General features: G+C 68.5%; 28 protein-coding genes. 13 read left to right on the top strand and 15 right to left on the bottom strand.

What is annotated here, in order from left to right; translation table 11 throughout:
* Positions 1–2: 2 nt before the first annotated feature.
* The 7 genes from otnC to BLR51_RS10870 all read right to left on the bottom strand — a co-directional run bounded on the left by otnC (position 3) and on the right by BLR51_RS10870 (position 7,135).
* A complete protein-coding gene (gene otnC, locus BLR51_RS10900; RefSeq protein ID WP_089846800.1) occupies positions 3–647 on the bottom strand; it encodes a 3-oxo-tetronate 4-phosphate decarboxylase in 645 nt (214 codons plus the stop codon).
* A complete protein-coding gene (gene otnK / locus BLR51_RS10895) occupies positions 644–1,870 on the bottom strand; it encodes a 3-oxo-tetronate kinase (protein WP_089846798.1) in 1,227 nt (408 codons plus the stop codon). Before otnK ends, otnC begins: the two co-directional genes overlap by 4 nt.
* On the bottom strand, positions 1,870–2,763 hold the full coding sequence (gene ltnD, locus BLR51_RS10890; protein WP_089846796.1) for an L-threonate dehydrogenase: 894 nt from the start codon (positions 2,761–2,763) through the stop codon (positions 1,870–1,872). The genes otnK and ltnD overlap by 1 nt, the downstream gene beginning before the upstream one ends.
* A gap of 262 nt (positions 2,764–3,025) precedes the next feature.
* Positions 3,026–4,123, bottom strand: a complete 1,098-nt coding sequence (gene ychF, locus BLR51_RS10885) for a redox-regulated ATPase YchF (protein WP_089846794.1) — start codon at positions 4,121–4,123, stop codon at positions 3,026–3,028.
* A 66-nt stretch (positions 4,124–4,189) separates the two neighbouring features.
* Entirely contained in the window at positions 4,190–5,551 is a 1,362-nt protein-coding gene (locus BLR51_RS10880; RefSeq protein ID WP_089846792.1) for an MATE family efflux transporter, read from the bottom strand.
* 37 nt (positions 5,552–5,588) lie between these two features.
* The gene (locus BLR51_RS10875; RefSeq protein ID WP_089846790.1) at positions 5,589–6,521 is read right to left on the bottom strand and encodes a nickel/cobalt transporter; all 933 of its coding nucleotides are present in this window, start codon (positions 6,519–6,521) and stop codon (positions 5,589–5,591) included.
* Positions 6,503–7,135, bottom strand: coding sequence for a DUF1007 family protein (locus BLR51_RS10870; RefSeq protein ID WP_089846788.1), 633 nt, complete (start codon positions 7,133–7,135; stop codon positions 6,503–6,505). Before BLR51_RS10870 ends, BLR51_RS10875 begins: the two co-directional genes overlap by 19 nt.
* Before the next feature lie 106 nt (positions 7,136–7,241).
* On the opposite strand from BLR51_RS10870, the gene BLR51_RS10865 reads away from it, so the two are divergent.
* The 3 genes from BLR51_RS10865 to BLR51_RS10855 all read left to right on the top strand — a co-directional run bounded on the left by BLR51_RS10865 (position 7,242) and on the right by BLR51_RS10855 (position 9,635).
* Complete coding sequence (locus tag BLR51_RS10865; RefSeq protein WP_089846786.1) at positions 7,242–7,859, top strand: DUF2461 family protein; 618 nt, start codon at positions 7,242–7,244, stop codon at positions 7,857–7,859.
* A gap of 83 nt (positions 7,860–7,942) precedes the next feature.
* Positions 7,943–8,734, top strand: coding sequence for a tryptophan synthase subunit alpha (trpA, locus tag BLR51_RS10860; RefSeq protein WP_089846784.1), 792 nt, complete (start codon positions 7,943–7,945; stop codon positions 8,732–8,734).
* Between the two features lie 82 nt (positions 8,735–8,816).
* Complete coding sequence (locus BLR51_RS10855) at positions 8,817–9,635, top strand: sugar phosphate isomerase/epimerase family protein (RefSeq protein WP_089846782.1); 819 nt, start codon at positions 8,817–8,819, stop codon at positions 9,633–9,635.
* Between the two features lie 42 nt (positions 9,636–9,677).
* Here BLR51_RS10855 and argC read toward each other — a convergent pair whose 3' ends face one another.
* Both argC and BLR51_RS10845 read right to left on the bottom strand, forming a co-directional pair.
* Positions 9,678–10,595 (bottom strand): N-acetyl-gamma-glutamyl-phosphate reductase, encoded by a 918-nt coding sequence (gene argC / locus BLR51_RS10850; RefSeq protein WP_089846780.1) that lies wholly within the window; start codon positions 10,593–10,595, stop codon positions 9,678–9,680.
* A gap of 65 nt (positions 10,596–10,660) precedes the next feature.
* Entirely contained in the window at positions 10,661–11,434 is a 774-nt protein-coding gene (locus BLR51_RS10845; RefSeq protein WP_089846778.1) for a ZIP family metal transporter, read from the bottom strand.
* A gap of 124 nt (positions 11,435–11,558) precedes the next feature.
* On the opposite strand from BLR51_RS10845, the gene BLR51_RS10840 reads away from it, so the two are divergent.
* Complete coding sequence (locus BLR51_RS10840; protein WP_089846776.1) at positions 11,559–12,725, top strand: alpha-hydroxy acid oxidase; 1,167 nt, start codon at positions 11,559–11,561, stop codon at positions 12,723–12,725.
* 24 nt (positions 12,726–12,749) lie between these two features.
* Here BLR51_RS10840 and BLR51_RS10835 read toward each other — a convergent pair whose 3' ends face one another.
* Entirely contained in the window at positions 12,750–13,889 is a 1,140-nt protein-coding gene (locus BLR51_RS10835) for an MFS transporter (RefSeq protein ID WP_089846774.1), read from the bottom strand.
* Between the two features lie 168 nt (positions 13,890–14,057).
* Here BLR51_RS10835 and BLR51_RS10830 point away from each other — a divergent pair, with 168 nt between their 5' ends.
* Complete coding sequence (locus BLR51_RS10830; RefSeq protein WP_089846772.1) at positions 14,058–14,672, top strand: 50S ribosomal protein L25/general stress protein Ctc; 615 nt, start codon at positions 14,058–14,060, stop codon at positions 14,670–14,672.
* Between the two features lie 55 nt (positions 14,673–14,727).
* Here the strand turns inward: BLR51_RS10830 and hmuQ are convergent, their stop codons facing one another.
* Positions 14,728–15,039: a heme-degrading protein HmuQ gene (gene hmuQ, locus BLR51_RS10825; RefSeq protein ID WP_089846770.1), complete on the bottom strand. Its 312-nt coding sequence runs from the start codon at positions 15,037–15,039 to the stop codon at positions 14,728–14,730.
* Positions 15,040–15,116: 77 nt separating this feature from the next.
* Between hmuQ and pth the strand changes: the two genes are divergently transcribed.
* Together pth and BLR51_RS10815 are read left to right on the top strand one after the other, a co-directional pair.
* Entirely contained in the window at positions 15,117–15,815 is a 699-nt protein-coding gene (gene pth, locus BLR51_RS10820) for an aminoacyl-tRNA hydrolase (protein ID WP_089846768.1), read from the top strand.
* Positions 15,816–15,840: 25 nt separating this feature from the next.
* The gene (locus BLR51_RS10815; RefSeq protein WP_089846766.1) at positions 15,841–16,212 is read left to right on the top strand and encodes a DUF2237 family protein; all 372 of its coding nucleotides are present in this window, start codon (positions 15,841–15,843) and stop codon (positions 16,210–16,212) included.
* A 99-nt stretch (positions 16,213–16,311) separates the two neighbouring features.
* Here BLR51_RS10815 and trpB read toward each other — a convergent pair whose 3' ends face one another.
* The 4 genes from trpB to BLR51_RS10795 form a co-directional block, all read right to left on the bottom strand.
* Positions 16,312–17,532, bottom strand: a complete 1,221-nt coding sequence (gene trpB / locus BLR51_RS10810; protein WP_089846764.1) for a tryptophan synthase subunit beta — start codon at positions 17,530–17,532, stop codon at positions 16,312–16,314.
* 125 nt (positions 17,533–17,657) lie between these two features.
* Positions 17,658–18,977 (bottom strand): MATE family efflux transporter, encoded by a 1,320-nt coding sequence (locus BLR51_RS10805; RefSeq protein ID WP_089846761.1) that lies wholly within the window; start codon positions 18,975–18,977, stop codon positions 17,658–17,660.
* Between the two features lie 91 nt (positions 18,978–19,068).
* A complete protein-coding gene (locus BLR51_RS10800) occupies positions 19,069–19,578 on the bottom strand; it encodes a PaaI family thioesterase (RefSeq protein WP_089846759.1) in 510 nt (169 codons plus the stop codon).
* Positions 19,575–20,000 carry a PaaI family thioesterase gene (locus BLR51_RS10795; RefSeq protein WP_089846757.1) on the bottom strand — a complete coding sequence of 142 codons (426 nt, stop codon included), beginning with the start codon at positions 19,998–20,000 and terminating at the stop codon, positions 19,575–19,577. The genes BLR51_RS10800 and BLR51_RS10795 overlap by 4 nt, the downstream gene beginning before the upstream one ends.
* Before the next feature lie 121 nt (positions 20,001–20,121).
* On the opposite strand from BLR51_RS10795, the gene BLR51_RS10790 reads away from it, so the two are divergent.
* The 6 genes from BLR51_RS10790 to BLR51_RS10765 all read left to right on the top strand — a co-directional run bounded on the left by BLR51_RS10790 (position 20,122) and on the right by BLR51_RS10765 (position 25,712).
* Positions 20,122–20,511, top strand: coding sequence for a MerR family transcriptional regulator (locus BLR51_RS10790; protein ID WP_089846755.1), 390 nt, complete (start codon positions 20,122–20,124; stop codon positions 20,509–20,511).
* Between the two features lie 234 nt (positions 20,512–20,745).
* Positions 20,746–21,153 (top strand): MerR family transcriptional regulator, encoded by a 408-nt coding sequence (locus tag BLR51_RS10785; RefSeq protein WP_089846753.1) that lies wholly within the window; start codon positions 20,746–20,748, stop codon positions 21,151–21,153.
* 60 nt (positions 21,154–21,213) lie between these two features.
* A complete protein-coding gene (locus BLR51_RS10780; protein WP_089846751.1) occupies positions 21,214–22,995 on the top strand; it encodes an acyl-CoA dehydrogenase C-terminal domain-containing protein in 1,782 nt (593 codons plus the stop codon).
* Between the two features lie 50 nt (positions 22,996–23,045).
* On the top strand, positions 23,046–23,258 hold the full coding sequence (locus BLR51_RS10775) for a hypothetical protein (RefSeq protein WP_089846749.1): 213 nt from the start codon (positions 23,046–23,048) through the stop codon (positions 23,256–23,258).
* Between the two features lie 435 nt (positions 23,259–23,693).
* On the top strand, positions 23,694–24,332 hold the full coding sequence (locus BLR51_RS10770) for a glutathione S-transferase family protein (protein ID WP_089846747.1): 639 nt from the start codon (positions 23,694–23,696) through the stop codon (positions 24,330–24,332).
* Between the two features lie 168 nt (positions 24,333–24,500).
* Positions 24,501–25,712 (top strand): acetyl-CoA C-acetyltransferase, encoded by a 1,212-nt coding sequence (locus BLR51_RS10765; RefSeq protein ID WP_089846745.1) that lies wholly within the window; start codon positions 24,501–24,503, stop codon positions 25,710–25,712.
* Position 25,713: the final 1 nt, after the last annotated feature.

The raw sequence follows: 25,713 nt of genomic DNA, 5'->3' as shown, positions 1-25,713 counted from the left end.
GGTCAGTCCCATTCCACGTCGAATTTGCGCACCACCGCCTGCACCTGCCCTTGGGTCAGCATGCGCGGCTGGCGTCCCTCCAGCAGAAGCGCCAGCTTCGCCGTCTCCTCCAGTTCCTCCATGGCATAGACGGCGGCCTCCAGATCCTTGGCGGCGACCACGGGGCCATGATTGGCCAGCACCACCGCCGACCGCCGCCCCGCCAGACCGCGCACCGCATCACCCATGGCCGGATCCCCGGGCACGAAGAAAGGCAGCAGCTTGACCTTGCCAAGACGCATCACCGCATAGGGGGTCAGCGGCGGCAGCAGGTTGTCCGGTTCCACATCCGGCATCATCGACCACGCGACCGAATGGCTGGAATGCAGATGCACCACCGCACCGGTCTTGGTCCGCGTCTCGTAGAACGCCTCGTGCAGGGGCATTTCCTTGGTGGGCCGGTCGCCGGACAGGAACCGCCCTTCTGCATCGAATTTCGACAGGCGCGCCGGATCCAGCCGCCCAAGGCTCGATCCGGTCGGCGTGACCAGCAGCCCGCCATCCTCGGTGCGCACCGAGATATTGCCCGACGCCCCGCCGGTCAGCCCCCGGTCGAACAGGGAGGCGGCGTGATAACACAGATCCTCGCGCAGGCGGGTTTCGGTCATTGATCCTGCTCCATCACCCGCGCCGCCTTGGCAAAGAAATCCTCGGCGCCGAAATTGCCGGATTTCAGCGCCAGCACCATGTCGCCCGCGCGCATCACCGGCACGCCGGGATCGATCTCGGGCCCGATCTCCAGCGCGTCGGGCGCCAGCGCCTCCACCACCGCGCCAGAGGTCTCGCCCCCGGCGGAGATCAGGCGCCGGATGCCGCGGGCGGCCAGCACCCGTGCCGTGGCCCCGAACAGCCCCTCCAGCGCTGCGGCCACCTTCTCGCGGCCATGCGCCTTCTGCGCCGCCGCAACCGTCTCCGGATCGGCAGAGGAATAGATCAGCGGCAGCCCGTCCTGCGCCAGCGCCCAGTCGGCGAGATCCTCGGGCGCAAGCCCCGCCAGCGCCTCCTCGGCGGTCACCTCGCGCTTGGGCCCGTCATGTGCGGCCACCTGTCGGCGCGTGGCGGTGGAACACGACCCCGACAGCGCCACGACGCGCCCGCCCTGCCCCGTCCACGCGCCCGCCTGACCCGACAGCGGGAAATTGCCGGGCAGACCAAGGGCGATGCCGGATCCGCCGGTGATCAGCCGCTGCCCGGCCAGCGCGCGGCCCCAGCTCAGCAGATCCTCGTCGCGGATCGCATCGGCGATGACAAAGCGGCGCCCGGCCTGCGCCTCTGCGGCAAGGGCTGCGCGGATCGCCTCCGGCCCCTGCCAGACGGTGGCGGCGGGCACATGGCCCACGGCGCCGCCGATCTGCGCCGCCAGCACCCGCCGCAGGTCGGGATCGGTCATCGGCGTCAGCGGATGGTGCTGCATGCCCGATTCGGACAGCAGATGGTCGCCCACGAACAGATGGCCCTGATAGATCGTCCGCCCCGTCGCCGGAAAGGCCGGGCAGAAGATCACGCTCTCCGCCCCCAGCGCCTCGGCCAGCGCTTCCGCCACCGGGCCGATATTGCCCTCTGATGTGGAATCGAAGGTGGAGCAGTATTTGAACAGGAACTGCGTGCAGCCCTGATCGCGCAGCCAGTCCAGCGCGGCGAGCGACAGGCGCACCGCCTCGGAGGCCGGGATCGAACGGGACTTGAGCGCGACCACCCCCGCCTCCACCGCCGGATCGGCAGGCCCCTGCGGCACGCCCACATATTGCACGGTGCGCATGCCCTGCTTGACCAGCGTGTTGCCCAGATCGCTGGAGCCGGTGAAGTCGTCGCCGATACAGCCCAGATACATCAGCTTTCTCCCGGCAGCGACAGGCCCGCGGCGCGGGCATAGACCCGGATCACCGCCGCATCATCGATCTGGGCATCGCCCGCCTCCACCGCGGCGCGGAACTGCGCCAGCGCCGTCTCGGTCATCGGCACGGGCAGGCCCGCGCTGGCGGCGATGCCGCCGACGATGCCCAGATCCTTGGGCCAGATCGCCACGGCGGAGCGCGGAGTGTAATCCCCCTCCACCACATGCGGGGCGCGGTTCTCGAACATCCAAGAGGTGCCCGCCGAGGCGGAGATCACCTGCACGATGCGCGCCGGATCCAGCCCCTGACTGATCCCCAGCGCCACCGCCTCGCCCATGGCGGCGATATGCACGCCCGCCAGCAGCTGGTTGACCGCCTTCATGGCGCTGCCCGCGCCGGGCTCCGCGCCCAGCTCGTGCACCGTGGCCGCCATGGCCTCCAGCGCGGGACCCGCCGCGGCAAAAGCCTCCGCCGCCCCCGAGGCCATGATCGACAGCTGCCCCTGCGCGGCCTTGGCCGCCCCGCCGGAGATCGGCGCATCAAGATAAAGCAGGCCCCGCCCTGCCGCCACTTCGGCAAACTCCCGCGCCTCGGCAGGGGCGATGGTGGCGCAGGACAGGATCACCGCGCCGGGGCGCAGATGCGCCGCCGCGCCACCCGCGCCAAACAGCACCTCGCGCGTCTGCGCCGCGTTCAGCACCACGCAGACCAGCACGTCGCTTGCCGCCGCCGCCTCGGCTACGCTGCCCGCCGCGCCGCCCTCGGCCTGAAACGCTGCCATGCGCGCCTCGGAAATGTCGAGCCCATGCACCACATGCCCCGCCCGCAGCAGCGATTGTGCCATGCCCATGCCCATCGAGCCGAGCCCGATCACCGTGATCGTCGCCAAAGGAACTCCCCCCAGATTTGGTATACCAAATCAGGATGGAGCCTTGGCGCGCGCGTGTCAATGTATCGAGTGCGTCAGGACCAGCGCCCGTGTCGGCGGACGGCCAGCGAGGGGCCAGCCCCTCGCGCTCCCCGGAGTTTAGGGGCAAGATGAATGAGGGCCATCTGGCTTCATCTTGCCAAATAAACTCCCGCCGGAGGCAGGCCGGACGCCGCGGATCAGTGCGGCGCCGGGGCAAGCGTGGACCCGTAGGGTCTGGCGGTCAGGTGTTGAACAGGAAGTGCAGCACGTCGCCGTCCTGCACCACATAGGACTTGCCTTCGGCGCGCATCTTGCCCGCCTCCTTGGCCCCCTGTTCGCCGTTGCTGGCGATAAAATCGTCATAGGCGATGGTTTCGGCGCGGATGAAGCCGCGTTCGAAATCGCCATGGATGACGCCTGCGGCCTGCGGCGCCGAGGTGCCCTGACGGATCGTCCAGGCGCGCGCCTCTTTGGGGCCCACGGTGAAATAGGTCTCCAGATGCAGCAGCTCGTATCCGGCGCGGATCAGTCGGTCGAGCCCGGCTTCCTCGAGCCCGAGTTCCGACAGGAACATCTCGGCCTCTTCGGGGTCGAGCTGGCTGATCTCTTCCTCGATCTTGGCAGAGATCACCACATGCGAATTGCCCTGCGCCGCCGCCATCTCGGCCACCCGGGCCGAAAGCGCGTTGCCGGTGGCGGCCTCGTCCTCGGACACGTTGCAGACATAGAGCACCGGCTTCGAGGTCAGAAGCTGCATCATGCGCCATGCCTTGGCGTCTTCGGCATCGACCTTGACCAGACGCGCGGGCTTGCCCGCCTCCAGCATCTCCAGCGCGGCGCGCATCAGGCGTTCCTGCTGCACCGCTTCCTTGTCGCCGCCGCGCACCTTGCGCAGGATGTTCTGCAGCCGCTTTTCCAGCGATTCCATGTCGGCGATGATCAGCTCGGTCTCGATCGTCTCGGCATCGGCGACGGGATCGACGCGGCCATCCACATGGGTGACGTCGTCATCCTCGAAACAGCGCAGCACATGGGCGATGGCATCCGTCTCGCGGATATTGGCCAGAAACTGGTTGCCCAGCCCCTCGCCCTTGGAGGCGCCTTTGACCAGACCGGCGATGTCGACAAAGGTCATCCGGGTGGGGATGATCTGCTTTGACCCGGCAATGGCCGCCAGCCGGTCCAGCCGGGCATCGGGCACCGCCACCTCGCCCACATTGGGCTCGATGGTGCAGAAGGGGAAGTTGGCCGCCTGCGCTGCGGCGGTCTTTGTCAGCGCGTTGAACAGGGTCGACTTGCCCACGTTGGGCAGACCCACGATCCCCATGCGAAATCCCATATCCCGGTCCTTTCCTGTGCTCCCGCGCCTTCTAGGCAGAGCGGGGGCCAAGCGCAAGATGGCGGCTCAGCCCGGCTGCGCCATCGCGGGCACGGCGCGCGCCCAGAAGCGGCGCAGGAGCAGCAGTGCCGCCATGCCGAGCCCGATCACCAGACCCGACCAGATGCCGACAGCGCCCCAGTCTGCCCAGAAGCCCAGACCCAGCGCCACCGGCAGGCCCAGCCCCCAGTAGGAGAAGCCCGCGATCAGCATCGGCACCCGCGTGTCCTGCAGCCCGCGCAGCAGGCCCAGCACCACCACCTGCGCCGCATCCACCAGCTGGAACGCCGCCGCCACGATCAGAAGCTGGCTGCCCAGCCGCAGGATCGCCTCGCGCTGCGGCTCGTCGGGGGACAGGAACAGGGCCAGCAGCGGCTCCGGGATCAGCAGGAAGGCGGCGATGGTGGCGATGACCGCGACGCCGGACAGCGCCAGCACCGCCCATGATCCGCGCACCAGATAGGTGACATCGCCGCGCCCGCGCGCCTGCCCGGCCCGCACCGTGGCCACGTTGGAAAAGCCCAGATGCACCATGAAGGTGGCCGCCGACAGCTGCAGCGCGATGCCATGTGCGGCCAGCGGCACGGTGCCGATCCAGCCCATCAGCACGGCGGTGGCGGCAAACAGCCCCACCTCGGCCAGCGTGGTGAGGCCGATGGGCCAGCCCAGCGCGAAAACCTCGCGCAGCATTTCGGTATCGGGGCGCCAGAAGCGCTGCCAGAGCGGGTATTGCGGCAGCTTCATCCGCGCATAGACAATGACCCCCGCCAGCGCGCTGAGATGCGCCGCGACCGAGGCCAGCGCCGCGCCGCGGATGCCCAGCTCCGGCGCGCCCCATTCCCCGAAGATCAGCGCGTAATTGGCGACGGCGTTGATGATGGCGGCCAGCACGGTCAGCCAGAGCACGGCGCGGGTATGTTCCAGCGCTGCAAGGTAGCTTTTGAACACCATGACCCCCAGCGCGGGCAGCAGCCCCACGCCTGCGATCCGCAGGTAAAGCTGCGCGTCCAGCGCCACCTGCGGCGTCTGCCCCAGCGCCTGCAGCAGCGTGCCCGACCACCAGAACAGCGGCAGGCACAGCAGGAAAAACGCGGTGGACAGCCACAGCCCCATGCGGGTGGCGCGGCGGATATGGGTCAGATCGCCCTGCGCCGCGAACTGCGCCACCATGGGCATGACCGCGAAGGCGAATCCCGAGCCGAAGAGAAACAGCACCATGAACAGCGTGGAGGCGAGCGTCAGCGCCGCCAGTTCCGGCACGCCATAGCGCCCCATCATCAGCGTGTCGGTCAGCCCGATGGTGAGCTGCGCCAGATGGCCACCGATCAGCGGCAGGCCCATTACCAGAACGGCGCGGAAATGGGCAGAATAGGTCATCGACTGGGTCATAATCGGGCTTTAGGCGGAGCCTGCGGCAGAGGCAAGATCAGAGCGCGCGCAGCAGCAACTGAGAGGCGAGCACAGTGACCAGAATACCCGCCCCGGCCTCTATCGCCGCCAGAGCGCGCGGCGCGCCGGGACCGGAGGCCAGCCGGGTCAGTGCGCCTTCGCGCAGCGTGACCGAGGCCAGCGCCACCGCCAGCGTCACCGAGGCGGTGCCAAGCCCCATGGCGAAGGCGCCAAGGATGCCCGCCGCATCGATCCCCATGCGCCATGTCAGGATCAGCAGGAACAGCGCGCCGGTGCAGGGCCGGATCGCGATGGCCCCCACCAGCAGCAGCCCGTCGCGCAGGCTGTGCACCTGCGCCGCCTGTTCCGGGCTGGGGCCATGGGCATGGCCGCATTGCGCACAGGTGGCGGGATCATGGGCGTGGTGGTGGTGGTGGTGGTGGTGGTGGTGGGCGTCATGGGCCGGGGCGGAGCGCAAAGCCTGCCACAGCCTGCGCCCGCCGCGCCAGACCAGCCACAGCCCGATGGCGGCAATGGCGGCGTAGCTGGCGGGCTCGAACACCGCTTCGGCGGCGCCGGTCATCTGCTCGCGGCTCCAGCCGAGGATCCAGACCCCGGCATAGACCAGCAGCACGGCGGCGGCGGATTGCGCAAGGCTGGAAACCAGCGCCAGCAGCGACAGCCGCCCCAGCGCCACGCGCCGCGCCAGCCCGTAGCCGCCGATCAGCAGCTTGCCATGCCCCGGCCCCACCGCGTGAAAGAAGCCATAGGCGAAACACACCCCCATCAGCGCCAGCAGTGCCCCCGGCTCGCCCGCCCGCAGCGCGCGCAGCCCGCGCGCCATGGCCTGCTGCGCCGAACGCTGGCCTTCGGCAGCGGCCTGCACCACCTGCGCCTCGCCGCCAAACCCCCAGAGCCAGACCGCCAGCGCCAGCACCAGCGCGGCGCCGGTCAGGGCAAGGGCGCGCATGTCACGTCGATCCGGTCGGCGAAGGTCTCGCCCATCTCGATGACCTCGAACTGGTCCTCGGGCACCTTGGCAAGCTCGGCCTGCAGGGCGCGGTCCGCCGCGTCGAGATCGGGCTTGGTCACGCGGGCGCTGCAGCGGTCGGGCAGCGTGACAGGCAGGTTTGCGGTGAAGGCGATGTAATAGGTGGGATCGTAAGGCCGGATCACCAGCCCGTCGGCGGGGGCGGGATCGACGCTGCGGCGGTGCACGGATTCGATCTGTCCGCCCACCATGCGCACGTCCACGAAATCGGGCGCGCCCAGATCCAGCTTCTTGCCGCCGGAATACAGGTAAAGGTCGCCCTCGAATCCCTCATACCAGTTGTCGAGATCGAAGCGCGCCAGCTGGTCCAGTTCCGCCCCGGTCAGCACCCCGTCGCCATCGGGATCAAGCCCCATATCCTCGAGGATCAGCAGCGAGAAGAAATCGTCATAGCGCCATGTCACGTCCACCGACACGACACGGTCGCGCGCATCCAGCGTCAGCGCCAGCCCCACATCGGCGAAGACATGCGGATGGGCGCCTGCCGGAAGGGCGGGCAGCAGGGCCAGCAGAAAGGCGGTCAGGCGTGTCATGACGGCGGACCCTACCCGGTTTCGCGCAGGGGGCAAGCGGGAGCACGCGACTTTCGGCGGGTTCGCGCTAGGTCTGCGTCACCACGCATAAGATCGGGAGACGTTGATGCCCAGCAAGATCGACCTGACCGGATTCGCCTCTCGGGGGCGCGCCTTTCTTGCCGATCTGGCAGACCATAACGACCGCGGCTGGTTCCGCGCCCAGAAGGGCCGTTATGACGCGGAGGTGAAGCGCCCCGCGGAGCGTCTGATCGAACAGGTCACCCCCCAGCTTGAGGCGCGGCGCGGCGAGGCGCTGCGCGCCAAGCTGTTCCGCCCGCATCGCGATGTGCGCCACAGCGAGGACAAGACCCCCTATCACACCCATCTGCACGCGCTCTGGTCCGCAGGTGACGGGCGGGCGTGGTTTTTCGGGCTGGCGCTCGATTACGCCACCGCCGGGGCGGGCATCATGTCCTTTGATCCCGGCCAGCGCGCCGCATGGGCGCGGGCGGTGGCGGGGCCTGCGGGCGCGGATCTGCTGGACCGGCTGGCAGCCTCCGGGCTGCGCCCCGCGCCGCCGCTGGACCGCGACTCCTCCGGCGGGCCGCTGGCGGATCGCGTCGGGCTGGTGGTCTGGATCGACGGGCTGGAGGAGGCGCTGGACGCCGATCCGGTGGCGGCGCTGCTTGAGGCCTATGCCCGGCTTGACCCGGTGCAGGACTGGCTCGCCACGCATCTTTGACCACCCGCGCCGCAGCGCCTGTCACGGATTGATTTTCCCCCGCCGTTCCGGCAGACCGACCGGGACCAAGGGAAAGGGACGCCATGACTCGCATCGACGCCAAATTCGCCGACCTCCGCGCTGCGGGGAAAAAGGCTTTCGTGTCCTATGTGATGGCGGGGGATCCCGACTATGACGCCTCGCTGGCGGTGGTCAAAGGCCTGCCCGGCGCCGGGGTCGACATCATCGAACTGGGCCTGCCCTTCACCGATCCCATGGCGGATGGCGAAACCATCCAGCTTGCCGGACAGCGCGCGCTGGCGGGCGGCATGACGCTGGAGCGCACGCTGCAGCTGGTGCGGGATTTTCGCGCGGGCGACGACACCACCCCCATCGTGCTGATGGGCTATTACAACCCGATCTACAGCCGCGGCGTCGACAAGTTTCTGGCCGATGCGCGCGAGGCGGGGATCGACGGGCTGATCGTGGTCGACCTGCCCCCCGAAGAGGATGACGAACTGTGCATCCCCGCGCAGAAGGCCGGACTGAACTTCATCCGGCTCGCCACCCCCACCACCGATGACAAGCGCCTGCCCAAGGTGCTGCAGAACACCTCGGGCTTTGTCTATTACGTCTCCATCACCGGGATCACCGGGGCTGCGGCGGCGGAGGCGGGCGATGTCGCCCCCGAAGTGGCGCGGATCAAGGCGCAGACCGACCTGCCGATCATCGTGGGCTTCGGCGTGCGCACCCCCGAGACGGCAGAGGCCATCGCCTCGGTCGCGGATGGCTGCGTGGTGGGCTCGGCCATCGTCGGCGCCATCGCCTCGGGCAAGCCGGTGGACGAGGTGCTGGCCTTCGTGAAATCGCTGTCGGACGGCGCGCACCGCGCCTGACCCGCTGTCATGGCGGTGTCATCCGTGGCGGGTAGCTGCGCGGGCAGACATGCCCACTGCACCCGACACAGGAGCCTCCGCCATGACCGACCTTCCCCTGCTGGGAGCGGCGATGCCGCTCGACACGCTGGACAGCCTGCGCGACTGGATCCTTGCCGATCACCGCGATCTGGAACTGCAGGATTTTATCGATGCCGAGGTGCTGAACGGCGACTGGCAGCCGCAGGTGGACCGCGCCCGCAGCCTGCTGGACGGCTATGAAGGACGGCTTGGCATCCACGGGCCGTTCTGGGGCCTGTCCCTTGCCAATCCCGATCCCGACCTGCGCGCGCTGGTGACCCGGCGCATGGGTCAGGGCCTGTCGGTCTGCGCCGCGCTTGGCGCCACGCAGATGGTCATCCACAGCCCCTACAGCACATGGGATTACAACAACCTCGACAATTATCCCGATGCCCGCGACCGCATGGTGGCGCTGGTGCATGACACGCTGGATCCGGTGATCGCGCAGGCCGAAGATGCGGGCGTGACCATGGTGCTGGAGAATATCGAGGACAAGGATCCCGATGCCCGCTGCCTGCTGGCCGACAGCTTCAGCAGCCCCGCCGTGGCGGTGTCCATCGACACAGGCCACGCGCAGTACGCCCATGGCAGCACCGGCGCACCGCCCGTGGATTATTACGTGCACCGCGCGGGCAACCGGCTGCGGCACATCCACCTGCAGGATGCCGATGGCTATGCCGACCGGCACTGGGCCATCGGTCAGGGCACGGTGAACTGGCACGCGGTGTTTGCGGCCCTCGCCCCGCTCACCTCGCGCCCGCGTCTGATCATGGAACTGCGCGATGCGGCGGGCATCCTGCCCTCGCGCGACTGGCTGGAGGCGCAGGGCCTCGCCCGATAGGCGGCATGGGCAGGCGCCGGGATCCGGCGCCCGCCCCTGCTGTCACAGCCCGGCGCCCTCGTCGACGCCCAGCATGATGTTGAGGTTCTGCACGGCAGCGCCAGAGGCGCCCTTGCCCAGATTGTCCAGCACCGCGAGCAGCACCGCCGACCCGGTCTCCGGATTGCCATGCACCGACAGATCCAGCCGGTTGGTGCCGTTCAGCCGCTGCGGCATCACGCGCGGCTCGTTTTCGGAGGCCGCGACCACCGACACGAAACGCTCGCCCTCATAGGCCGCGCGCAGCGCCGCCTCGGCGCGGGCGAAACCCTCGGGTCCAAGGGCGGGCAGATGCAGCGCCACCGCCATGCCCTGCGCATAGGCGCCGACCGAAGGCACGAAGCTTGGCAGCGCCGTCAGCAGCCCGTGCTTGAGGATCTCCGGCAGGTGCTTGTGGCCCTGCGCCGCGGCATAAAGGAACGACCCCGACGCCTCGCCGGATTCATACTCCGCGATCATCGACTTGCCGCCGCCGGTATAGCCCGACACGCCGGAAATCGACAGCGGCTGGCCCGCGTCGATGACCCCCGCCGCCACCAGTGGCCGGATCAGCGCGATGGCGCAGGTGGACCAGCAGCCGGGGTTCGACACATACTGCGCCCCGGCAATAGCCGCGCGCTGGCCTTGCGCCATTTCGGCAAAGCCGAAGACCCAGCCTTCGGCGACGCGATGCGCGGTGGAGGCATCGATGATCCGGGTGCCATGCGCCCGGGCCAGATCCACGGTCTCGCGCGCGGCATCGTCGGGCAGGCACAGGATGGCGACCTCGGCCTCGGCCAGCGCCTCGGCGCGCGCGCCCGCATCCTTGCGGCGCGCAGGGTCAACCTGCACCAGCGCGATGTCGGCGCGGCCTTCCAGCCGCTCGCGGATCTGCAGGCCGGTGGTGCCTGCCTCGCCGTCGATAAAAACCTTGTGTGCCATGGGCTTTGCTCCTTGGACCGGGACGCGCCCCGCATAGCAGAGCGCGCACCCGTTGGGAACCGCGCTTAGCCCAGTGTCACGTCCAGAAACATCATCAGGATCAGGCCAAAGATCAGCCCCGTGGTCGCCCGCATCTGATGGCCGTTGCGATGGGTTTCGGGCACGATCTCGTGGCTGATGATATAGAGCATCGCCCCCGCCGCGAAGGTCAGCCCCCAAGGCAGCAGCGCCGCGCTGACCGAAACCGCGATCACCCCCACAAACGCCCCCAGCACCTCGACCATCCCGGTCAGCGCGGTATAGGCCAGCGCCTTGCGCCGGGAATAGCCCAGACCCACCAGCGCCACCGCCACGGCCAGCCCTTCGGGAATGTCCTGCAGCGAAATCCCGGTCATCACCGAAATGCCATTGGCCCGGTCCAGCCCGAAGGCCACGCCGATGGACAGGCCCTCGGGGAAGTTGTGGATGGCGATGGCCAGCACGAAAAGCCAGATCCGCGCAAGCTTTGCCTGATCCGCGCCCCCTTCGGGGCCGGTGCGGAAATGCTCGTGCGGGATCGACGCATTCAGCCAGCCGACAAAGGCCGCCCCCAGTGCGATGCCCGCCGCCGCGATCCCCGCCGCGATCCAGACCGAACCGCTGCGCGCCTCGGCCACCTCGATCCCCGGCAGGATCAGCGAGAAATAGGCCGCCGACAGCATCACCCCCGCCGCAAAGCCCAGCATCATGTCCTGCGTGCCCTGCGACATGCGCCGCCCCACCACGGCGGGCAGCGCGCCCAATGTCGTGGCCAGCGCCGCCACCGCGCCGCCGCCTGTGCCCCAGAGGATGTCCAGCATGCCGCCTCCTGCCTGTTTTGCCGCAGCAGACTCCGCTTACGCCGCAGGGGCAAGCGCGGATCATTGCGTCACCGCGCCTCAGGCGGTAAGGAATCCTGACCACATTGCGGAGGACGGACCAAACATGCCCGTAATCACCGAAATCGCGGACCTCAAGCGCCTGTACCGGCGCCGGGTGCCGAAGATGTTCTACGACTACTGCGAATCGGGCAGCTGGACCGAACAGACCTTCCGCGAGAACTGCTCGGATTTCAGCAAGCTCTACCTGCGGCAGCGGGTGGCGATGGACATGACCGGGCGGTCCACCAAAAGCCGGATGATCGGGCAGGACGTGGCGATGCCGGTGGCGCTGGCCCCCGTGGGCATGACCGGGATGCAGCATGCCGATGGCGAGATCCTCGCCGCCCGTGCCGCCGCCCGGTTCGGCGTGCCCTACTGCCTGTCCACCATGTCGATCTGTTCGATCGAGGATGTGGCCGAAAACACCGACAAGCCGTTCTGGATGCAGGTCTACACGCTGAAGGACGACGATTACATGAAGCGCCTGTTCGACCGGGCGAAGGCGGCAAAATGCTCTGCCGCCGTGATCACGGTCGACCTGCAGATTCTGGGCCAGCGCCACAAGGATCTGAAGAACGGCCTGTCCGCCCCGCCCAAGCTGACGCCGAAATCCGTGGCCAACATGATGACCAAGGTGCCATGGGGCCTGGAGATGCTGCAGACCAAGCGGCGGTTCTTCGGCAATATCGTGGGCCATGCCAAGGGCGTGAACGATCCGTCCTCGCTGACCACATGGACCGCGCAGAGCTTCGATCAGGCGCTGGACTGGGACCGCATCCGCGAATTCCGCCGCATGTGGGACGGCCCGCTGATCATCAAGGGCATCATCGACCCGCGCGACGCGCTGGAGGCCTGCAATGTCGGCGCCGATGCCATCGTGGTCAGCAACCATGGCGGGCGGCAGCTGGACGGGGCGCTGAGCTCGATCCGGGCGCTGGCGCCGATCATGGACGCGGTGGGCGACCGCATCGAGGTGCATCTTGATAGCGGCGTGCGCTCGGGGCAGGATGTGCTGAAAGCGGTGGCCATGGGGGCCAAGGGCTGCTGGATCGGGCGCGCCTATATCTACGGGCTGGGCGCCATGGGCGAGGCGGGCGTGACCCGCGCGCTGGAGGTGATCCACAAGGAGCTTGATACCTCCATGGCGCTGTGCGGGCGCACCCAGCTTGACACGGTCGACCGCGACATTCTGATGATCCCCAAGGGGTTTTCCGGCGACTGGGAGGATTGAGCCGGAACCAGTGGTGGCGCGGCCCTAGCGCCGCGCCATCACAGGCAGCAGGACCAGCGGCAGCACCAGCAGCAGCAGCGCCACCGCACCAAAGGCCACGCGCAGGCCAAAGAGTTCCGACAGGCCGCCCATCAGCGGCGGGCCAAGGAAGAACCCGGCATAGCCCACCACCGTCGCGCGCGAAATCGCCCGCGCCCGGGCCGCAGGCTGCAGCCGCACCCCCAGCCACGCATAGCCCATGGGCGCCAGCACCGACACGCCAAGCCCCAGCACCGCAAAGCCCGCCCAGCCCATCAGCGCCGTGGGCGCCAGCGCCGCCAGCACGGCCCCCGCTGCCGCCAGCGTGGCGCCTGCGGCCATGACCCGGCCCACATCCAGCCGCTGCACCAGCCCCTGCCCGGTCAGCCGCCCGAGGCCCATGGTCAGCCCCAGCAGCGTCGGCGCCAGCGCGCCGCCCACCGCATCGGCGCCCAGATTGCGTTCCAGATGCAGCGCCGACCAAGCCTCTGTCGCCTGTTCCGACAGAAAGCCCACGCAGATCACCAGACCGGCGGGCAGCACCAGCAGCCATGGCACGGCGGCGGATCCGGCGGGGGCCGTCTCGGGCTCGGCGGCGGCCTTGGCGCCGCGCGTCGCCAGCGCCAGCAGCAGCGTGACCGCCCCCGCGCCCAGAAAGATCGCCCAGACCGGCAGGCCCGCGCCGCGCGCGATCCCCGCCGCCAGCGCCGCCCCGGCATAGACCAGCGAATAGCTGGCATGGGCAAGGTTCATCAGCGGACGGCCCGACCGCGCCTCCAGCCCCGCCAGATGCGTGTTCATCGCCACGTCCAGCGTGCCCGCCGCCGCGGCACAGACCAGCATCGCCGCCGCGAACTGCGCGGTGGATCCCGCCAGCCCCGGCAGCGAGAACCCCAGCCCCAGCAGCAGCGCAAAGACCGGCATGGCCTGACGGCCCAGCCGGGCCTCGGCCTGCGGTGCCAGCCACATGGCGGCCACCGCACCGAAGGTCGCCACCAGCATGGCCGCCCCCAGCGCCCCGTCCGACATGCCCGCCTGCAGCTTCAGCGCGGGCACCACCCCCGCAAAGGCGCCCCAGCACACGCCGATGGCGGCAAAGGCGGCAACGGGGCGGCGGATCAGGCGAAGGTCATGCAGCAGGGTCATGGCGCCGACCTTGCACGCCGCGCGCCCCGCGTCCAGAACCCGCGCCCCCGCCCGGCGCAGATTCCGCGCGCGGGCTCTTGCCCGACGCGGCGTTTCGGTCTAAGGGGCAGCCTTCATCGCGGGGTGACAGCCTTGGAGGCACCCTGCCCTTATCTGTGGAGAAATAATATGGCTGGTGAGATTCCTGATCTCGAAGCCCTGGAACGGTCGGGGACGGGCAAGGGCGCCGCTCGGCAGGCCCGTCGTGACGGCATGGTTCCGGGGATTGTCTTTGGTGGCGAAAAAGAGCCGCTTGCAATCCAGATCCCGTTCAACGCGCTGCTGAAGCGCCTGAAGGCCGGTCGGTTCAAGTCGACGCTCTTCAACCTGAAGGTCGAAGGCCATGACGACGTGCGCGTGATCTGCCGCGACGTGCAGCGCGACGTGGTGAAGGACCTGCCGACCCATGTCGACCTGATGCGCCTGCGCCGCACCACGCGGATCAACCTGTTCATCCACGTCGATTTCATCAACGAGGACAAGAGCCCCGGCCTGAAGCGCGGCGGCGTGCTGACCGTGGTTCGCCCCGAGGTGGAACTCAACGTGCTGGCAGCCGAGATTCCGGACCACATCACCGTGGATCTGGATGGCCGCAAGATGGGCGACGTCATCCACATCAGCGACGTGACCCTGCCCGAAGGCGTGACGCCCACCGTGGAGCGTGACTTCGTGATCGCCAACATCTCCGCCCCGCGCGGCCTGCTGGCCGATGACGCGGACGAAGAAGAGGCCGCCGAGGAATAATCCTCCCGGTCCGGACGATTTACGGCCCCGCCTTGGCGGGGCCGTTTGCATTTGCTCACTCCAGAACCTGCACCGCGTCGAACAGCTCCAGCTCGGGCGGGCCCAGATACATGCCGTCGCTGGACTTGGCGCCGCGATGTGCGGCCCGAAATGCCTCCGACCGGGTCCATGCGGCAAAGCTTTCCTCGTCCGCCCACACGGTGTGCGAGGCGTAAAGCACGTGATCCCCGCGGTCGGGGCCGCGCAGCAGCGCGAAGCTGCGGAATCCCGGCACGGATTTCAGATGGCTGTCGCGGCTTTTCCACATCTCCTCGAACTCCGCGGCGCGGTCGGGCACCACCCGGAACCGGTTCATGGTCAGATACATGGCCTCTCCTTTGTCTCTGTGTTATCGCCTGTCCCACCCTATCTAGGGCGGTATGGGCGCAGAACGGAGACGCGACAGTGCAGATTCTGGCAGGGCTCGGCAATCCCGGCGGCAAATACGCCCGGACCCGGCACAATATCGGCTTCATGGCTCTGGACCGCATTGCCGAGGATCACGGCTTCACCCCGTGGCGGGCCCGGTTTCAGGGCGAGGTGGCCGAGGGACGGCTGGGGCAGGAAAAGGTGCTGCTGCTCAAGCCGCAGACCTTCATGAACAATTCCGGCCAGTCGGTGGGCGAGGCCATGCGCTTTTTCAAGCTGACCCCCGCCGAGATCACCGTCTTTCATGACGAGCTGGATCTGGCCCCCGGCAAATGCCGGGTGAAGACCGGCGGCGGCCATGCGGGCCATAACGGCCTGCGCTCGCTGCATGCCCATATCGGCGAGGCCTATCACCGCGTCCGGCTCGGCATCGGCCATCCCGGCCGCAAGGAGGCGGTGGCGGGCTATGTGCTGCACGACTTCGCCAAGGCCGAAGAAGACTGGCTTGACGATCTGCTGCGCGGCATCTCCGATGGTGCCCCGGCACTGGCGGCGGGCGATACGGGCCGGTTCCAAAACGCCGTGGCGCTGCGCGTCGCCCCCGCCCGCTCCTCCAAGACCGCCACCCCGGCCCCCGCCGCGCCCGCTCCCGCGCCGGAGCGTCCCGCCCCGCAGGCAGAGCCCGCGCCCGACACCCGCAACCCGCTGCAAAGGCTCGCGGACCGCTTCCGCTAGCGCCGCCCGGCCCAAGGAGACTGCGATGCAGAAATATCCCGCCCACAACGTGATGGGACAGCCGCTTCACCCCTGTTCGGTCGATCCGCTCACCGGCTATTTCCGCGACGGGCACTGCAACAGCTGCGTCGAGGACAGCGGCAGCCACACGGTCTGCGCCGTGATGACCAAGGAATTCCTCGCCTATTCCAAATATGTCGGCAATGACCTCAGCACGGCGCGCCCCGGGCTGCGCTTTCCGGGGCTGAAGCCGGGCGACCAGTGGTGCCTCTGCGCGCTGCGCTTCCTGCAGGCCCATGAAGAAGGCTGCGCCCCGGGCGTGCGGCTCGATTCCACCCATCTCAAGGCGCTGGACGTGGTGCCGCTGGAAACCCTCGAGCTGCACAGGGTCGACTGAGGACCCCGGCACGCGGCAGCCAGACCGCGCTCCAAACCTTTACCCCGACATGCCAGCGGCCGCCCCAGGGGGCGGCCGCCGCGGGTCAGGCCTGCCGGATCAGCCCAGATCGACGCCCAGATGCTTGGCCACGGCAAAGATGTCCTTGTCGCCCCGCCCGCACATGTTCATGACGATCAGGTGATCCTTGGGCAGGCTCGGCGCGATCTTCGTCACATGCGCCAGCGCATGGCTGGGCTCCAGCGCGGGGATGATGCCTTCGGTGGCGCAGGACAGCTGGAACGCCTCCAGCGCCTCGCGGTCGGTGATCGAGACATATTCCGCCCGGCCCGTGTCATGCAGCCATGCATGTTCCGGCCCGATGCCCGGATAATCCAGCCCCGCCGAGATCGAGAAGCCTTCAAGGATCTGCCCGTCATCGTCCTGCAGCAGATAGGTGCGGTTGCCATGCAGCACGCCGGGACGCCCGCCGGTCAGGCTCGCGCAATGCTCCATCTTCTCGTTCACGCCCTTGCCGCCCGCCTCGACACCGATGATCCGCACCTCCGGATCGTCAAGGAACGGATAGAACAGGCCCATGGCGTTGGACCCGCCGCCGATCGCCGCCACCAGCGTGTCGGGCAGACGGCCCTCGGCCTCCATCATCTGCTCGCGGGTTTCCTTGCCGATGATCGACTGGAAATCGCGCACCATGGCCGGATAGGGATGCGGCCCCGCCACCGTGCCGATGCAGTAGAAGGTGTCGCGCACATTGGTCACCCAGTCGCGCAGCGCGTCGTTCATCGCATCCTTCAGCGTGCCGCGGCCAGAGGTCACCGGGATCACCTCGGCGCCCAGCAGACGCATGCGGAACACGTTGGGCTGCTGCCGCTCCACGTCATGCGCGCCCATATAGACCACGCATTTCAGCCCGAACTTGGCGCAGACCGTGGCGGTCGCCACGCCATGCTGGCCCGCGCCGGTTTCGGCGATGATGCGGGTCTTGCCCATGCGCCGCGCCAGAATGATCTGGCCCAGCACGTTGTTGATCTTGTGCGCGCCGGTATGGTTCAGCTCGTCACGCTTGAAATAGACCTTGGCGCCGCCCAGCTGCGCGCTCAGCCGCTCGGCATGATAGAGCGGCGAGGGACGGCCCACATAGTGCTTCCAGAGGAAATCCATCTCCGACCAGAAGCTGTCATCGGTCTTGGCCCGCTCATACTGCGCCTCAAGCTCCAGAATGAGCGGCATCAGCGTCTCGGACACGAAGCGCCCGCCATAGATGCCGAAGCGGCCCTGCTCGTCCGGGCCCGTCATGAAGGAATTGACCAGATCGTCCATTGCGCCTCTCCTGCGGAAGTTTTCCCTGTCTAATCCACGCAGGGCGTCATTGGCCAGAGCCGAAGCGCCCTGCGCTTCCTTCGGCCTCAAATATCCCGGGGGGTCACAGGGGGGCAGCGCCCCCCTTACGCCATCACCGACCGTTCCAGCGCCGGATAGCGCAGCGCCAGCGTCAGCCCGCGCGCCAGAAACGACACCTGAAAGGCCAGCCACAGCCCGTGATTGCCCAGAGGCGCCAGTGCCAGCGCCAGCACGCCCGCATAGATCAGCGCCGACACCGCCATCATGTTGCGCATGTCCCCCGACCGGGTGGCGCCGATGAAGATGCCGTCGAACATCATCGCCGCCACCTGAAAAAGCGGCGTCAGCATCACCCAGGGCAGATAGGTCAGCGCCATGGCCTGCACCTGCGGATCGGCGCTCATCAGCCGCACCAGCCCCGCGCCGCCCAGCCAGAACACCAGCCCCAGCACCGCCGCCACCACCCCGCACCAGAGTGCCGCGAGCCCCGCGCCGCGCCGCAGCCGCGCCAGATTGCGCGCCCCCACCGCCTGCCCCACCAGCGCCTCGGCGGCAAAGGCGAAGCCGTCCAGCGCATGGGCGGTGATCATCAGGAACTGCAGCAGCACCTGATTGGCGGCCAGCGTCACGTCGCCGAACCGCCCCCCCACCAGCAGGAAGGAGACAAGGATCGCCTCCAGCAGCAGCGAGCGGATCAGGATGTCGCCATTGACCGCCGCCATGTGCCGCAGCCGCCGCGGATCCAGCACCTGCGCGGCGCTCAGGCGGCGTGCGCCGCCAAGCCCCGCCCGGCAGAGCCACAGCCCCATGGCGAGCCCCGACCATTCCGCCACGAAGGTGGCGATGGCCACGCCCTCCACCCCCATGCCGAAGCCCAGCACCAGCGCCAGATCCAGCACCACGTTCACGCCGTTCATCCACAGCTGCAGCACCAGCACCGCCCGCGTGCGCTCCTGCGCGATCAGCCAGCCGGTGATGCCGTAAAGCCCGATGGCGGCGGGCGCCGACCAGACGCGGATGCCCATATAGCTGCGCGCCATGGCCTCGACCTCGGCGCTGGCGGGCGAGACGGCGAAGGCCGCGCGAAAGATCAGCCCCTGCAGCAGGATCAGCAGTACGCCCCCCGCCAGCCCCAGCAGCAGCGCGCGCAGCAGCAGCGCCTGCACCTCGGCCCGGTCGCCGGTGCCGGCGGCCTGCGCGGTCAGCCCCACCGTGCCCATGCGCAGGAAGCCGAAGGTCCAGTAGATCGCCGACAGCACGATGGCCCCCACCCCCACCGCCGCGATGGGTTCGGGTGCGGGGATCTGCCCCACCACCGCCGTGTCCACCGCGCCAAGGATCGGCACGGTGACATTGGACAGCAGGATCGGCAGCGCGATCTTGAGCACGCGGCCATGGCTCAGGCGGGGATCCGAGGCGGTCATCGGGGGCTCCTCAGGGCGGGGCTGCAGGGGGCTCTGCCCCCAAGCTGCGTGCCGCAGCTTTCCCCCGGAGTTTTTCAGGCAAGATGAAGGGTCAGGTCTGGCCGCGCGGCATCAGGAAATGCGCCACCGCCTGCGCGATGGGGCGGGCGCGGTTGTCCTGCCACGCCTCGGCATGCACGCTGGCATAGCGGCGGCCCTGCCGGGTGACGCGGGCGCGGGCATAGGCATCGCGCGGCAGGCCGGAACGCAGGTAATCCACGGTGAAATCGATGGTCTTGGGCAGGCGCGGCAGCCGCCCCGCCTCCAGCGCGTCAAGCGACAGCGCGCCGCTTTCCAGATCCTCCCAGATCACCGTCCAGCCCAGCGTGATGATCGAGGTGACCTCCAGCAGCGCCGCCGTCACCCCGCCATGCAGCGCGGGCAGATGCGGATTGCCGATCAGCTTGTCGTCATAGCTCATCACGGCGGTCAGCTCGTCGCCGCGCCGGTCGAAATTGATGTCCAGAAACCGCACATAGGGCACGCCGCTGGCCAGCGCGCGCAGCGCGGTGTCGCGGCGCTGCTTGACCACCTGCACGGGATCGGGGCGCGGACGGCTCATGCGGAGGGCTCCATGGTGAAGGTGCCGGTGGCGGTGGCGACCGGGCGCCGGGTGTCCTCGTCCAGCGCCACGGCGCGGACAAAGGCCACCGACCGGGTGACGTGGTGGCATTCGGCCTGCGCGGTGATCGCCTGTCCGGGCGTGGCCCCGCGCAGGTAATCGATGCGCAGGCTCATGGTGGCGGTGGCGGCGGGGGCCGCGGGATGGGCCAGCGTCGCCGCCCCGCCGCAGGTGTCCATCAGCGTGGAGACGGCGCCGCCATGGATCACGCCCGTTTCCGGATCGCCCACCAGATCCGCCGACCACGGCATGCGGATTTCCGCCCGCCCCTCGCCGATCGACAGGATTTCCAGCCCCAGCGCGCGGGCCTGCGGGATCTGGTCGATGAAGCTGCGGGCGTGCGCGATCCGGTCGCTGGTCATGGCATGGTCTCCGTTCGGACGGCTCTTTATGGGCCGCGCCCGGTCGGGCTGCAAGCGCCGGGCGGCAAGCATTGCCACCTGCATGTCCCCGCACTAGGGTCTCGCCCGCAAGGAGGACGCGATGCGCGAGACCCGACTGAGCTTCAAGGAGATGTGCGAGCGCTTCGAGGTCACGCCACGGACGCTGCGCTATTACGAGTATATCGAGCTGCTGAGCCCCGCGCGCGAGGGCCGCGCCCGCTGGTATGGCGCGCGCGAGGTGGCGCGGATGACGCTGATCCTGCGCGGGCGCAGGTTCGGCTTTCCGCTGGAAGACATCCGGCAGTGGCTGCTGATCTACGAGCGCGAAGGCACCGAGGCGCAGATGCGCGCTTGGGTCACCATGGCCGATGCGCAGATGGAAGAGCTGCGCAGCCAGCGCCGCCTCATCGACGAGGCGCTGACCGAGCTGGTGGATCTGCGCGACCAGACCGCCGCCTATCTGAAAAAGGCCGACGATTCGAGCAGCTGAGGCGGCCCGAAGCCCTTTGGGGCCTCTGTTCCGGCCGGGATCCGGCGCGCCTCCGTCAATTTGATCAAATCGACCAGAAAGAAAATTCCTGCTCCTTCAGGTGACGCGAAAGGAAGTTACGTAAACTTGCAAGTGACGCCGCGTCCCGATGGTTTGGTCTGAAAATCCCATTGTATGATGGCAGGCAAGACCGCACCTCCCCCTGCAGCTTACGCAGAGTGAGGCACACACCACATGAACCCCGACACCACCATGACCATCCGAGAGATGTGTGATCTTTTCGAAGTCACCCCCCGGACCCTGAGATTCTACGAGCAGAAGGAACTGCTGTTCCCCCTGCGCGACGGCCAGAAGCGGCTCTTTACCCGGCGCGACCGGGCACGGCTGAAGCTGATCCTGCGCGGCAAGCGCTTCGGCTTCAGCCTCGAAGACATCCGCCAGCTTCTGGAGCTTTATGACACTGGCGAGGGGCAGCAGGTCCAGCTGGCCCGGACCTATGACATCGCACAGGAGCGGCTGGCCGAAATGCAGCGCCAGCGCGACGAGTTGTCCGGTGCCATCGACGAGCTGAAAGAGCAGCTTGCCTGGGCCGAGCGGATGCTGTCCCAGAGCCAGCAGACCCAGCAGCGCAAGGCGGGCTGAGCCGGGGCTGGCAGGGAGGACCGGCAGAGCAAGGACCGGCAGAGGAGAGGAGGAGATCCGATGCCAACCTACAAGGCCCCCGTCGCGGACATGCTTTTTGTCCTGCATGACGTCCTGTCGCTGGGGACGGGGGCCGTTCCCGGCTACGAGGATCTGGACCGCGACACCACGGCGGCCATTCTCGGCGAGGCGGCCAAGCTGGCGCAAGAGGTGCTGGCCCCGCTGAACCGGACCGGCGACCGGCAGGGCTGCGTGCTGGACAAGGGCATGGTGCGCACGCCCGACGGGTTCCGCGCCGCCTTTGACCAGCTGCGCGCGGGCGGCTGGCCCGCGCTCGACTGCGACCCGGCTTATGGCGGACAGGGCCTGCCCTATCTGCTGGCCACCGCAGTGGGCGAGATGTTTTCCTCCGCCAACATGGCGTTCAACATGTATCAGGGCCTGACCCACGGCGCCTGCTCGGCCATCCATGCCCATGGCACCGAGGCGCAGAAGGCGCTGTATCTGCCCCGGCTGGTGCGCTGCGACTGGACCGGCACCATGAACCTGACCGAGCCGCAATGCGGCACCGATCTGGGCCTGATGCGCACGCGGGCGGATCCGCAGGCCGATGGCAGCTACCGGATCACCGGGCAGAAGATCTTCATCTCTGCCGGGGATCACGATCTGGCCGAAAACGTGGTGCATCTGGTGCTGGCCAAGATCCCCGGCGGCCCGGAGGGCACCAGAGGCGTGTCGCTGTTCATCGTTCCCAAGTTTCTGCCCGACGCGGAGGGACGCCCTGGCGCCCGCAACGCGCTGTCGGTGGGCAAGCTGGAAGAGAAGATGGGCATTCACGGCAATGCCACCTGCGTCATGGATTACGACGGCGCCACCGGCTTTCTGCTGGGCGAGGCGCATAAGGGCATGCGCGCCATGTTCACCATGATGAACGAGGCCCGGATCGGCGTGGGGCTGCAGGGCTATGCGCAGGCGGCGGTGGCAAGCCAGGCCGCCGTGGCCTATGCGCGCGAGCGCCTGCAGGGCCGGGCGCCCCGGGGGGCCGCGAATCTGCAGGGCGCCGCCGACCCGCTGATCGTACATCCCGACATCCGCCGCCTGCTGATGGACCAGAAGAGCTTTGTCGAGGGCGCGCGGGCCTTCACCTTCTGGGGCGCGCAGCTGATCGACGAGGCGGAGCGCCTCCCCGACCCGGCGGCGCAGGGGCTGGTCTCGCTGCTGACGCCGGTGATCAAGGGCTTCCTGACCGATCGCGGCTTCGACGCCACGGTGGCCGCGCAGCAGGTGTTCGGCGGCCATGGCTATATCGAGGACAGCGGCATGCCGCAATTTGTCCGCGATGCCCGCATCGCGATGATCTACGAAGGCACCAATGGCGTGCAGGCGCTGGATCTGGTGAGCCGCAAGCTTGGCGCCGAAGGCGGCAGGCCGATCAGGGCGCTGTTCGACCGCATCGACCGGCTGGTGGTCCCGCAGATAGGCCAGGACGCGGCATGGGATGCGGAGTTTCTGATCCCCCTGCAGACGGCCACGGCGGATCTGCGCGCGGCGGCGCTGTTCTTTCTGGACCATGCCGCCACCGCCCCGGAAGAGGTTCTGGCCGGCTCCACCGATTTCCTGCATCTCGCGGGGCATGTGGGTTTGGGCTACATGTGGCTGCGCATGGCGCAGGCCGCGCGGGAGGCGCTCGCGGCGGGACGGGGGGATCCGGAGTTCCTGACAGCAAAACTCGCCACGGGGCGGTATTACATGGCCCGCCAGCTGCCCCTGACCCGCGCCCACCTCGCCCGGATCAAAAGCGGCGCGTCCCCGGTCATGGCACTGGACGCCACGGCCTTCTGATGGAACGATAGCAGCATCCTTTGCCGCCACCGGACCGCCGGAGTGCCCTCATGCCCAGACGTTTCCGACTGACCCGCCGCATTCCGGTCGCCCTGACCGAAGACGCCTACCGTCGGCTCAGGAGTTTTGCAGCCTCCGCCGGTCTGGACGAAGGCGAGGCGCTGTCGTTTCTGTTCGAGAACTTCGACAGCGTCACCGACACGGAGCTGCTGACCCACCGGCTGCGCCTGTTCAACAGCGAGCTGGAAGAACGCAAACGCTGAAGAGAATAGGCAGGCGACCGACCGCAAGCGGGAGTGATGCAACGCATGGGATGTTCTGAGACCAGCGCCCCGGCGCCTCGCCTTGCGAGAGCGGAAGGCCGGGGGTTTCACACCCCCGGACCCCCGTGGGATATTTTTACCAAGAAGAAGTTGCAGGACCGCACATCGAACCCGGCCAGATCTGGGCTGCACTCGGTCCGCTTCGCCATCCTGTCCGGCCACAAGACGCGTGACAGACGGAATGGCGAAGCTTCTCCTTGGGCGGTCATCGGCTTCCCAGCCTGTACCGCAAAACAATCATACGCTCGAAGTGGTTAACATGCTGTTACCCAGAACAGGCCGCCCCTTCTTCTTGGTAAAAATATCCCGCGGGGGTGTGGGGGCGCGAAGCCCCCACCGCTGCCCGCGCCACATGCGCAACACAAGGACCGCATCATGACCATGCAACTTTACTGCTTCGGAGAATCCGGCAACGCCTACAAGGCGGCCCTGCCGCTGGCGCTGTCGGGTCTGGACTGGACCCCGGTGAAGGTCGATTTCTTTGGCGGCGCGACCCGCGCGCCGGAATACCGCGCCGAGGTCAACGAGATGGGCGAAGTGCCGGTGCTGGTGGACGGGGCGCTGCGGCTGAGCCAGTCTGGCGTGATCCAGTTCTATGTCACCGAAAAATCGGGCCGGTTTGGCGGCGAGACGGCGGAGGAAAGGCGCGAGGTGCTGCGCTGGATGCTCTGGGACAATCACAAGCTCAGCTCTCAGGCCGGGATGACCCGCTTCCTGATGAACTTCCTGCCCGAGGACAAGCGGCCCGCCGAGGTAATCGCCTTCATGCAGGGCCGTCTGCGCGCCGCCTATCAGGTGCTGGACAGCCATCTGGCCGGGCGGGACTGGATCGTCGGCAGCGGCCCCAGCAATGCCGATTTCTCCTGCTGCGGCTATCTGTTCTACCCCGAGCCCTTTGGCTTTGCCCGCGCCGACTGGCCGCAGATCGACCGCTGGCTGTCGGGGATCGAAGCCCTGCCCGGCTGGCAACATCCCTATGACCTGATGCCCGGCTCTCCGGCCGACCGGGCCTGAACCCCGGGGGCGATGGCTGGCGCGGTTCCCTAGGGCGCCGCGCCTGAGCAGGCCGCGACTGGCGCGCAGGTTCCGCTTTACCTGAACGCGCCGTCACGTCACCCTTGATCCAGAGGGGGCTCCGCCGCCACACCGGGGTATCCGCGACCGTCTGAGGGATCCCATGCCATGACCGACGCCTATATCTATGACGCGCTGCGCAGCCCGCGGGGCCGGGGCCGTGCCGACGGGGCGCTGCACGAGGTCACCAGTCTGCGGCTGTCGGCCCTGATGCTGGAGACGCTGGCGCGGCGCAACGGGCTGGACGGTGCGGCGGTGGAAGATGTGATCTGGGGCAATGTCACGCAGGTGGGCGAACAGGGCGGCTGCCTTGCCCGCTCTGCCGTGCTGGCCGCCGGGCTTGACGAGGCCATCCCCGGCCTGTCGATCAACCGGTTCTGCGCCTCGGGGCTGGAGGCGGTGAACCTTGCCGCCAACCAGATCCGTGGCGGCGCGGGGACGGCCTATATCGCGGGCGGGGTCGAGATGATGAGCCGCGTGGCCATGGGCTCGGACGGGGCCGCCATCGCCGCCGATCCGAGCCTTGCCATGGCCAGCCATTTTGTGCCGCAGGGCATCTCTGCCGACCTCATCGCCACCCGCTACGGGTTTTCCCGCGACGAGGCCGACGCGCTGGCGGTGGAAAGCCAGCGCCGCGCCGCGCAGGCCTGGGCCGAGGGGCGGTTTGCCCGGTCGGTGGTGCCGGTCACCGACATCAACGGCCTGACCCTGCTCGACCACGACGAGGCCCTGCGCCCCGGCACCGACATGGCGGCGCTGTCTCAGCTGAAGCCCGCCTTCCGCGAGATGGGCGAGGCCATGCCCGGCTTTGATGCCGTGGCCCTGATGAAATACCCCGATCTGGAGCGCATCCACCACATCCACCACGCGGGCAACAGTTCCGGCATCGTGGACGGGGCGGCGGCGGTGCTGGTGGGCTCGCGCGCCTTTGGCGAGGCCCATGGCCTGCGCCCCCGCGCCCGCATCCGCGCCACCGCCAAGATCGGCACCGATCCCACGCTCATGCTGACGGGCCCGGTGCCGGTGACCGAGAAAATCCTGCGCGAGGCGGGAATGACGGTCCGCGACATCGACCTTTTCGAGGTGAACGAGGCGTTTTCCGCCGTGGTGCTGCGTTTTCTGCAGGCCTTCGCGGTCGATCCCGCCCGGGTCAATGTCAATGGCGGCGCCATCGCCATGGGCCATCCGCTGGGCGCCACCGGCGCCATGCTGATCGGCACCCTGCTCGACGAGCTGGAGCGGACCGGCCAGCAGACCGGGCTTGTCACGCTCTGCGTCGCCTCCGGCATGGGGGCCGCCACCATCCTCGAACGGGTCTGAC

Source organism: Salipiger marinus, from assembly GCF_900100085.1.
GTDB classification, from domain to species: domain Bacteria; phylum Pseudomonadota; class Alphaproteobacteria; order Rhodobacterales; family Rhodobacteraceae; genus Salipiger; species Salipiger marinus.
Note: the sequence above shows the minus strand (reverse complement) of the source record. Positions and strands in the feature narration are given on the sequence as shown.